Source organism: Vibrio sp. 10N.286.46.A8 (genome assembly GCF_041470165.1).
In the GTDB taxonomy this organism is placed as follows: domain Bacteria; phylum Pseudomonadota; class Gammaproteobacteria; order Enterobacterales; family Vibrionaceae; genus Vibrio; species Vibrio tasmaniensis_A.
The window spans coordinates 1-10,205 of record NZ_JBFRLX010000017.1 but is presented as its reverse complement, the minus strand read 5'-3'; the positions used below and the strand labels follow the sequence as shown (position 1 = coordinate 10,205).

The following is a 10,205-nucleotide window of genomic DNA, read 5'->3' as shown; positions in this document are numbered from 1 at the left end:
TATTTGGACCTTGTTCATCGTTCAGATTAGGGAGATAGTTTAGCCATCCAGACGCCTTTGTTAAAAATGCAATCATTACAGGCAGTCTGACCGGAAATTAAAATTATCGAATAAGGAACACACACATGACGACAACAACGCATATTCTTGGCTACCCACGTATCGGTGAAAAACGCGAACTCAAATTCACTCTCGAGAAGTACTGGCGCGGTGAGATCGATCAATCTGAGCTTAAGCAGATCGGCAGTGAATTAAGAAATCGTAACTGGAATGTACAAGCTGACGCGAATCTAAGCTTTGCAACTGCGGGTGACTTCGCATGGTATGACCATGTACTAACTACGACTCTACTTCTAGGTCACGTTCCCAAGCGCCATGCTGGTGGATCAGAAGATGAAAAATCCTTCCCAGATTTAGATACCTTGTTCCGTGTAGGTCGCGGTCAGTCTCAAGTTCAATCTACTTGCTGCGGTGGTTCGCATACGTCGAATGATGTCACTAAAGACAGTTCAGCTGCTTCTGACATGACCAAGTGGTTCAACACTAACTACCACTACATTGTTCCTGAGTTCAGCAAAGATGACTCTTTTGAAGTAAGTTGGCCTCAACTGTTTGATGAAGTGAATGAAGCGATTAAAGCAGGACACAAAGTTAAGCCTGTACTCCTTGGGCCACTCTCTTACTTATACCTAGGCAAAGAAGTGGAAGAAGGGTTTGACCGCTTATCTCTACTTCCTCGCCTTCTTACCGCGTATCAAGCCATTTTGGCAAAGCTCTCAAAGCTTGGCGTAGAGTGGGTCCAAATTGATGAGCCAATCCTGGCTTTGGAGCTTGATAATCAGTGGGTAGATTCATTCAAGCTGGCTTACCAAGTGATTCAAGGCGATGTAAAACTACTACTTACCACTTACTTTGATTCGGTCACAGATACATTAGATAAAATCGTAGATCTGCCTATAAACGGCTTACATATCGACTTAGTAGCAGCACCGCAGCAACTCGATGAAGTGGTTAATAAGTTACCGGAAGATTGGGTACTTTCTGCGGGTGCAATCAATGGACGCAATGTGTGGCGAGCTGACTTAGCCGCGCAGCTTGAGTTACTGCAACCTGTGAAAGACAAACTAGGAGATAAGCTTTGGATCGCAAGTTCATGTTCATTGCTGCATAGTCCTGTTGATTTGGAGTTAGAAGAAACGCTTAGCGAAGAAGTGAAGAGTTGGTTTGCCTTCGCAAAACAGAAAGTCACCGAGGTGAGCTTGTTGGGTGCGGCGTTAGACGGCGATCAAAATGCCATTTTGGCGTGTGAGACTTACAGCCAACCAATTGTTGCCCGTAAGAACGCGACTCATGTGAACAAGCCACAAGTTCAGGCTCGTATCAATACCATTACCAAAGCACTGGCAGAACGCAGTGCTCCATACGCAGAGCGCGCAGCGCATCAGTCTGAAGTTCTCGGGTTACCGCTGTTACCAACCACAACCATTGGTTCGTTCCCACAGACAGGAGAGATTCGTCTTCAGCGTAGTGCTTACCGAACTGGCAAACTGAATGAAGCGGAATACACAACCGCATTGAAAGGTCATATTGCTGATGCTGTTAAGCGCCAAGAAGCCTTAGATTTGGATGTGCTTGTGCATGGTGAGGCGGAACGCAATGACATGGTGGAGTACTTTGCAGAAAACCTAGCAGGCTTCCAAACCACTAAGTTTGGTTGGGTACAAAGTTATGGCTCTCGTTGCGTGAAACCGGCGATTGTGGTTGCGGATATTGAGCGTGAAAAACCAATGACGGTCGAGTGGTCGACTTATGCTCAATCTCTAACTTCAAAGCAGATGAAAGGCATGCTCACAGGGCCAGTGACTATCTTATGTTGGACATTCCCACGTGAAGATATCTCGCGTAAAGAGATCACTAATCAATTGGCATTTGCGCTGCGTGATGAGGTGTCTGATCTGCAAGACGCAGGAATCAACATTATTCAAATCGATGAGCCTGCTATTCGCGAAGGTTTGCCTTTGAAAAAGCGCGACCATGCAGAGTACTTAGAATGGGCAGTGGATGCCTTTAAGATCTCAGCGGCGAGTGCTAAACCAGAAACTCAGATTCATACCCACATGTGTTACAGCGAGTTCAACGAGATCATTGATTCAGTGGCCGCGCTAGATGCCGATGTGATTACCATTGAGACTTCTCGTTCGAACATGGAACTACTGAAAGCGTTTGAAGAGTTTAACTATCCGAATGCGATTGGACCTGGCGTTTATGATATTCACTCGCCAAACATCCCTTCAGAAGAGTGGATTGTTGATTTACTTAAGAAAGCGGCAGAAAAAATACCTGCAGAACGTTTATGGGCAAACCCTGATTGTGGGCTGAAGACACGTAATTGGGCAGAGACAGAAGCGGCACTCACTAACTTAGTTTCGGCGACGAAGACACTGCGTAAAGAGTGGGAATCAGCTGAGGCATAATTCAGTCTAAGATTTGATTGACCCTCTACTCCACGATGACCCACAAAAAAGGCCTCGCATTTGCGAGGCCTTCTGGTTTTATACTTGTTCGAATCTCGAATCTCGAATCTCGAATCTCGAATCTCGAATCTAGCGGCTGCTCTGACACGTCTCTTTGCTGATCAGCTTTTCAACCATCAGTTGTCCGCGTGTATTGCGAATTTTGATGTTGTAAGCTAAGCCCATGTCGAGGTTAGCTCTTACTTCAGAGTTGGTGCAGTAGCTATTCACACTCATGTCTACAACTTGGTTTAAAGGCTTAGCGCCTTTCGCATCTTGGTTGTAGATCATCATGATTTCGACGACAGTATTTTTTGCTAGCACACGCATGATAGAGAGTGGACCATACTCAATAGGTAGGCCGGCAGATAAAACACCCGCACGATGGTGAGCCATCATCTCTAACTGTCTTTGTTTGTCTTGTTCACTTGATGAGCTACAGCCTGCGAGTAGGGCAATAGCCAGTGACCCAATAATCCATTTTTTCACGTTAAAATACTTTCTTGAATGGTTTAACAATCACATTCTGGTAGACACCAGCAGCGATGTACGGGTCTGCATCAGCCCATGCTTGTGCGTCTTCCAAAGAGTTGAATTCAGCAATCACAGTAGAACCAGTGAAGCCTGCTTCGCCAGGGTTATCGGAGTCAATTGCTGGCATTGGACCTGCTGTTAACAGTCGGCCTTCATTGTGAAGTGTTTGTAGGCGTTCTAGATGTTGTGGGCGAACACTTAGGCGTTTTTCTAATGAGTTTTCGACGTCTTGAGAAAAAATCACGTACCACATGTTGAGATATCCTTATGTTACTTCACTGAATTAGAGCGATTAAATTAGTTATCTGGCTAATTTACGCGAACTAATCGGTATTGGAAGAGTTAATGATAAGAAATTGTGAAATGGTGCGGGAGAGTGAGAAGGTCTTTAGCATTTTTAATCGAAACGACTAAAGACCTTAAAGTGCGATAGGGTCGTCGAAAGTACTATTTATTAATTGAGCGAGGTTTACCACTTTCGTCCACGGCAACGTAGTTGAATGTCGCGCCACATACCTTGTAACGATCGCCAATACCGTGATCAAGTACAGGCTTCACCCAGACTTCTAGGTCGATATTCATCGAGCTACGGCCAATCTTGGTGCAGTCGCCATAAACACAGACCACATCGCCAACCGACACTGGCTGTTTGAATTCGATGCTTGATACTGACACGGTGACTATCTTGCCGTTAGAGATCTCTTTCGCCAGTATCCCGCCAGCAAGGTCGAGCTGAGACATTATCCAACCACCGAAAATCTGGCCTGCTGCATTGGTATCAGAAGGCATCGCCAAAGTGCGAAGAAGTAAAGAACCAATCGGGTTCAAAGTTGATTGAATAGTCATTGTTGTACTCTTAATGGTATTGATTGTTTTAAATTTAAATAGATGTGTTTGCGGGGTTCGCAGTGGTCGTATTTTTAACGTATTCACCGAACACAAACAATCAGTGGCCAATGATCACGAGTATCATTGGCCACTGTTAAATCGCATATTGATAATAATTGTATCAAAAAGGGGGTGAGGACTCATCCCTAAGGGTTATTTCTCCTCGGTATTTTTACCTGAGAGCTCTTGTTGCGTATCGTTTTGTGTTTCTTGGTCTCTTTGCTGATGCTTATCTTTTGGCAAATGTTGGTCTTTTGGTAAATGTTTATAGATATAAACGCCCGTTAGTAAGGTAAATGCAAAAGTAGCGATCAGTAAGCCAAACACTTTGAAGTTGACCCACACATCCAATGGCAGGTTGAAAGCAACGTAAACATTGAGGATCGCACACAATGTGAAGAACAGAGTCCAAGCCCAGTTGATCTTGCCCCACACTGCTTCAGGAAGAGAGATCTCTTTACCCAACATGCCTTTAATCGCTGATTTGCCCATTAGGTGACTGACTGTAAGGCCGATAGCAAATAGCGCATAAACGATGGTCACTTTCCATTTTATGAAGTTGTCATCATGCAAAAAGATGGTCATGCCACCAAATACGGCAACCATTAGAAAGGTGATGATCTGCATTTTTTCTACTTTCTTGTAGATGATGTACGTCAAAATGATTTGTACTGCGGAAGCAACAATCAATGCACCTGTAGCCGTGTAGATGTCGTACATCTTGTAAAGCGCAAAGAAAATAATGAGAGGAATGAAATCAAGAATTTGCTTCATGTGGCACTGACTATCCAGTTAGTTGAGTTGCAGACAGTCTAACCAAAACTGTCTCGATGCTAAATAGCTCGAGACAATTGGGTGCTAATTAATTCAATCTAACCGATTATCGTGTTTAGCGAACTCTAACAGGTTAACGCATTGACGAGGTTTGATAGCGAGGTATTAGCTTCTTGATGTCTTCAAGGTAACCTTCACTTTTCAAACTGTCTAATGTGTTTTCGAGTTCTTGTTCGCTCATGGTAAAACACGTCGATTTACCGGTCGTTAAGTCGAGATACTCGTGATATTCACGCTCTGTGAAGTGGCCAATTCTGTCCATTAATAGAGTTTTAATTCCATGGTGAATTAAGCCGTAATATGTATGTCGTTGTAAGGTCATAGCCTATCCTCCGTGACAAGCTGCAATGTTATTGGTGCAACCTGCTGTATATTAGTTGGGTTATCTATGACAAAGCAATTCGAATGCCATTTAATCCATTGGGGTAGAATTTCTGACGTAAAAAGTTGAATTAATTTTCTTTTCAACTAGTTAAAGAAACGTTCGTTCTATTCTATAGATACCAATACGCAGCGAGCGTAAAATAGTTTCATTTTGAGAATGGTAAAATTCTCATTATGACGATCTATTAAAGCTACAGTGGGGGCTTACCCAAGATGATTGCCGCTAATCGACGAGCCAATCAACCAGCGTAGATAAGGATGTATTTTGTCGATTCTTGGGTTGCAGTAAGAAGTAACCATTTCCAGAGAAGACACTGCCTTCACTCACTTTCACCAATCTACCCAAATCAATATCTTGCTTGGCCAGCGTGATGTCGCCTATGGCAATACCAAACCCTTGAATGGCTGCGTTCATCGCTTGATCAAGTGTCGCGAATTGTTGGTTGTTCTTACTTGAAAGGTCATGACTTCCTATGTGCTCTAACCAAAGTCGCCAATCACTCTGCTCATTGTTGGCGTGTAACCAAGTGTATTGAGCGAGCTTGTGTGGCTTGATGATAGTAGAAGCGCTACTTACAAGATGGCTTTGCGTAATGCTTTGAGCTTGGCAGACCGGAGCCAGTTGCTCGTTGAACAATAACTGGCTCACTATCGATTGTTGGCTTGGCTTCTTACCATAGGTGATTACGGCGTCAAACGGGTCAAAGCTTGGTTCAAAAACGTGCTTGATGGTCGACGTGAGTTCGACATCAATTTCAGGATAGGCTTGCTGAAAAGACATCAACTTGGGTAGCAGCCAAGAGGTAATACAACTTGGTGCGTTGAGCTTGATCTTCGATGGAGAGCTGGCAACTTGATTTAACGCCGATTGCAGTTGTTGGATGGTATCTTGAATCAGCGGAACCAGTTCTTCTCCCTTAGGTGTTAATGACAACCCGCGAGCATGTCGGTAGAAAAGATCGCACCCGAGACTTTCTTCAAACGACAATACCTGACGACTCACTGCACCTTGCGTAACATTCAGCTCATGTGCCGCTCGCGTAAAATTGAGGTGCCTTGCCGTCGACAAGAACGCGAGCAAGGTTTTAGTTGAAGGAAGTGTGCGATTCATATCTTTACCTATGATTTTTTATCATGGCTATTATGTGATTATTTCGATTCATTTATCAATAGTGTTCTGTTTGAATGTAAATACTTAATCATCATTTGTGATTTAATATGTGTATAGGTCGCATTTATTGAATATGAAGGCAATGATGAAGACATTGTGATTTTGTGAAAGGGATAGCTTCTTGACATCTTTTATTGATAGCTTAGTACCTCAGGCTGTAAAAAAATTAATACCTTATCAATCGGCAAGAAGAATTGGTGGTGATGGACGTGTCTGGCTAAACGCCAATGAATTGGAAAGCTCGTTGTTTCAAGGAGAAGCGAGTCACAATCGATACCCAGACTTCTTACCACAAGATATTGCTAAGGCTTACCAAGGTTACTGTGGCACTGATGCCGCGACGGTTGCTGTCCGTGGTGCAGATGAAGCGATTGATTTGCTGATTAGAACATTCTGTAAGCCGGCGAGCGACAACATACTTATCTGTTCTCCAACGTATGCTATGTATGAGTTTTGCGCCGATGCATTGGCGATAAATACCTTGGACTCCCCATTGCAGGAAGACTTCAGCCTTAACGTCGCTGATATAGTGAATAAAGCGGAATTGGCTAATATCGTGTTTCTTTGCTCACCAAACAACCCTACGGGCAATGTGATCCCTAAATTGGATTTGATTCAGGTTCTTGAGGGAACTCAGGGTAAATCTCTGGTTGTGGTGGATGAGGCGTATATTGAGTTTGAACCGCAAACATCAGCGGTGAGTCTTATTGAGCGTTATCCGCATTTGGTTGTGATTCGCACCTTGTCTAAGGCGTTTGGACTCGCAGCCGTACGTTGTGGCTTTATCTTAGCGAGTCAAAATGTGATGCAGTATGTAGCTAAATTAATTCCACCGTATCCGATGCCAGATTGCTCATCTCAAATTGTACTAGACGCATTGTCTGATGAACGAATTGCGTTGATGGAAAGCGCGACGTTAAAGTTGGTCGAATTGCGTAATCGGTTTGCTTGTGAGCTAACGCGGTTTGAATTTATAGAACAGGTTTATCCGTCATCGACCAATTTCGTTTTGCTACGTCAAAAACCGGGGCACCATGTGTTTAGCGTATTGGCGAAGGATGGCATTGTGACAAGGAACCAAAACCACGAACCTGCTTTGCGTAACTGTGTACGAATCAGTATTGGTAGCCAAGAGAGCATGCTAGAAGTGATAACGTCACTAACACGCTACCAAACCGAGCTGCAACAGAATCAACAAGATCAGCAGAAGCGACAGGAGCAACAAGAACAATATATAGAAACTCAAACTCAACTCGATAAAGATCATATCTAGGATGGCAATGATGAAAAAGATAATACTAGGACTCGCTTGTGCGGCCGCTTTACTTGGTACAACGGTACAGGCGAAAGAAATCCGTTTGGCGTCAGACTTTACGTATCCGCCATTCAACTATAAAAACAGTGACGGTGTGCCTGTCGGGTTTGATATTGAGATAGCTGATGCACTGTGTGAGCAAGCCAAACTCGATTGTACTTGGGTTTCACAAAGCTGGGACTCGCTAATTCCAAGCTTATTGGCAAGAAAGTCAGATGTGATTATAGCTTCGATGCGCATTACTGAAGAGCGTAAGCGTAAAATCTTATTTACTGATAAGTACTACCAAACACCAGCCGTGTTTGTTGCTGCTAAAAGCGCGGAGTTCAGCGTTGATGAGGCTGGCTTAACGGGCAAAACCATCGGTGTTCAGCAAGGTACGATTCACGATCGCTACGTAACGGATAAGTTTGGCAGTGTTGCCAACATTAAGCGTTACACAGGGCAAGATGAAGTGTATCTGGATCTGCAAAACGGCCGTTTAGATCTAACCTTCGGCAACTCAGACCAACTGTCATTGGCTTTCTTAGACAAGAAAGAAGGTGAGGGTTTTGAGTTCAAAGGCAAAGCAGTTACCGACAAAGCCTACATTGGCGAAGGTACGGCTTTAGCACTAAGAAAGCAGGATTCAAAACTGGCGAAACAATTCAATGCCGCGATTGAAGAGATTAGAGCAAATGGCACCTATGATAAGATCGCAGCGAAGTACTTCACATTTGATATCTATGGCGCTGATTTGTAATTCGCCTAGCATCTGAAAGTAGAACACCAAAAACATCCGAAGGCTGTGAGGCTCTCGGATTTTTATTGGCTCCAAAAGACCATTGTTTAAGTGTTTAAGTGTGTAGTTGGGAAGGGGAGAAGAGACGTACAAAAAAAGCCACTCGACTGAGTGGCTTAGTGCAAGGAAAGTAGGCAGTGCCTTGCGAACAATCGTAACTAATGATCTGATTAGTATATTTTATTCCAATCAGCAATCGTCACATCGCTATTGTCGTAATTGATAGCTTCTGCTGTAACCTTAGATATCTCATTTAATAATTGAATATCTTCTGCGTCCGTCACGGTTACTGGAGCAACAATGACCGAGTTATTTGATTTTACCTGTAGTGAGTAAGAGTTATTCGTTAGAACACCGTTGGTTTCCACTACCGATAGCCCGTTTAAGCTTAGGGGATGAGCTAGGGAATACTCAGCAATTAAATTCGCGGTTTGTAACTCTTCAGCACTGAACTTCACACCTTTAAAACCATCGTAATAGTAACGGCCATGAATCAGGGAATCTTCGAATTTGAATGCATCAACGAATAGAGATGTAGCCTTGTTAGGGGCCTTTGTCTCATAGTTTACTTGAACAAAGTATTCGGTTTCGGTTGAATCTTCACTTACGAAACCAGGAATTAATTTGCCTCCAGATTCGACAGCACTTGAAGCGACTGACACTGTACCGTAGCCAGACTCGGCGCGGCTCTCAACTTTAAACTTCTCGTTGTCACTATTACAGTCCTGACATGCCACGTTGATAAACTTTGAATACGCTTGCGTAGGATCTGAGGAGTTTTTATTAACTTGAGTACGTCTAAACAGACCTGTTCCAGGAGTGTCATCGCTTGATGTTTGATAGAAAGTAAAAGACTCAAATTGCTCTTCGGGCTCGTCACTGAAGTTATAACTGTTTTCAAGAATGAAGACGAGTTCACCGCCAGTGTTACCTACGTTTGAGCTGTAAGCAATGATCTCTTGGGGAATTGAGGATTCAAATTCTGATTTTGCGGTGCTCTGATTTAACTTGGGTGCCCAATCATTTGGATCTTGGCATTCGCCTTTGGATGCGAAATAGATAATAGAGACGGGGAGCGTAGTGATACCATTTTTTGTGCCGTATTGATCGACAACATAATCAATACCCGGCCAATTCTTCGCTTCTACGTTTTCTGCAATACAGAAATCCATCACCTCTTTATCGACACCTTGTGTCTTAGGGTTTTTCTTCAAGTAGTCAACGACAAAGCCGACTTCTTGAGATGCGTCGATCAACTCCTGTCTAGTTTCCAACGGAAGTTCCGTGTTCTGCGAACCCGTAGTCAAAGATGTTAGCAATCCAGTTGGGGAGGTTTTTAATTGCTTAACATTTGTTGCGTCCATATAAAGCGCAGCAGAGTCAAAAAATGACGCTTTAAGCTTAGTTGTAATCATTTCATCAATGCTACTACGCATGTTCTCACCGACTTCATGAGCACCATTGTAGTGGGCGTTAACGATAGACGAAGAGAATAGGCTTATACAAATGGTTGAAGCTAAAACGGTTTTTTTCATAATACTAATCCTTCAATATCTATTGTTTAACTTGACTGAATTTGGTCGGTGTAGAGATAGATAGGCTCGTCTTTCCGACAGGCAAGTTCATAATCGTATTAACGCCTTCTGAGCTCAGTTTTTTTGATTGCAAATCTACCTTGTTCAGTTTTTGGTTTAGAGTAGATTTAGTCGCGGTAACTTGCTGGGTTTTAGGCTTTGAAGTGGTGGTTGATTTTTTTGAACTATCTCCCCCGCAGCCGATCAAAGC

The 10,205-nt window shown here is 43.4% G+C and carries 11 protein-coding genes; 3 read left to right on the top strand and 8 right to left on the bottom strand.

Going from position 1 to position 10,205, the window contains the following annotated elements; translation table 11 throughout:
- Window positions 1-125 precede the first annotated feature (125 nt).
- Window positions 126-2,474 carry a 5-methyltetrahydropteroyltriglutamate--homocysteine S-methyltransferase gene (gene metE, locus AB4232_RS02525; protein WP_372086013.1) on the top strand — a complete coding sequence of 783 codons (2,349 nt, stop codon included), beginning with the start codon at window positions 126-128 and terminating at the stop codon, window positions 2,472-2,474.
- A 129-nt stretch (window positions 2,475-2,603) separates the two neighbouring features.
- Here metE and AB4232_RS02520 read toward each other — a convergent pair whose 3' ends face one another.
- The 6 genes from AB4232_RS02520 to AB4232_RS02495 form a co-directional block, all read right to left on the bottom strand.
- On the bottom strand, window positions 2,604-3,002 hold the full coding sequence (locus tag AB4232_RS02520) for a GspS/AspS pilotin family protein (RefSeq protein WP_009846424.1): 399 nt from the start codon (window positions 3,000-3,002) through the stop codon (window positions 2,604-2,606).
- A 1-nt stretch (window position 3,003) separates the two neighbouring features.
- Complete coding sequence (locus AB4232_RS02515; protein ID WP_009846425.1) at window positions 3,004-3,300, bottom strand: YciI family protein; 297 nt, start codon at window positions 3,298-3,300, stop codon at window positions 3,004-3,006.
- Between the two features lie 194 nt (window positions 3,301-3,494).
- Window positions 3,495-3,893 carry an acyl-CoA thioester hydrolase YciA gene (gene yciA / locus AB4232_RS02510; RefSeq protein ID WP_009846426.1) on the bottom strand — a complete coding sequence of 133 codons (399 nt, stop codon included), beginning with the start codon at window positions 3,891-3,893 and terminating at the stop codon, window positions 3,495-3,497.
- A 195-nt stretch (window positions 3,894-4,088) separates the two neighbouring features.
- Window positions 4,089-4,709, bottom strand: coding sequence for a septation protein A (locus tag AB4232_RS02505; RefSeq protein ID WP_009846427.1), 621 nt, complete (start codon window positions 4,707-4,709; stop codon window positions 4,089-4,091).
- A 133-nt stretch (window positions 4,710-4,842) separates the two neighbouring features.
- Complete coding sequence (locus AB4232_RS02500) at window positions 4,843-5,091, bottom strand: hypothetical protein (protein WP_032555183.1); 249 nt, start codon at window positions 5,089-5,091, stop codon at window positions 4,843-4,845.
- 285 nt (window positions 5,092-5,376) lie between these two features.
- Window positions 5,377-6,264 (bottom strand): LysR substrate-binding domain-containing protein, encoded by an 888-nt coding sequence (locus tag AB4232_RS02495; protein ID WP_009846429.1) that lies wholly within the window; start codon window positions 6,262-6,264, stop codon window positions 5,377-5,379.
- Between the two features lie 181 nt (window positions 6,265-6,445).
- On the opposite strand from AB4232_RS02495, the gene hisC reads away from it, so the two are divergent.
- Entirely contained in the window at window positions 6,446-7,597 is a 1,152-nt protein-coding gene (gene hisC / locus AB4232_RS02490) for a histidinol-phosphate transaminase (RefSeq protein WP_009846430.1), read from the top strand.
- Window positions 7,598-7,607: 10 nt separating this feature from the next.
- Window positions 7,608-8,381 carry an ABC transporter substrate-binding protein gene (locus AB4232_RS02485; protein WP_372086007.1) on the top strand — a complete coding sequence of 258 codons (774 nt, stop codon included), beginning with the start codon at window positions 7,608-7,610 and terminating at the stop codon, window positions 8,379-8,381.
- Between the two features lie 209 nt (window positions 8,382-8,590).
- Here the strand turns inward: AB4232_RS02485 and AB4232_RS02480 are convergent, their stop codons facing one another.
- Window positions 8,591-9,955 carry a hypothetical protein gene (locus tag AB4232_RS02480; RefSeq protein WP_009846432.1) on the bottom strand — a complete coding sequence of 455 codons (1,365 nt, stop codon included), beginning with the start codon at window positions 9,953-9,955 and terminating at the stop codon, window positions 8,591-8,593.
- 19 nt (window positions 9,956-9,974) lie between these two features.
- A partial coding sequence (locus tag AB4232_RS02475) for a hypothetical protein (RefSeq protein ID WP_372086004.1) occupies window positions 9,975-10,205 on the bottom strand: 231 nt, incomplete at its 5' end.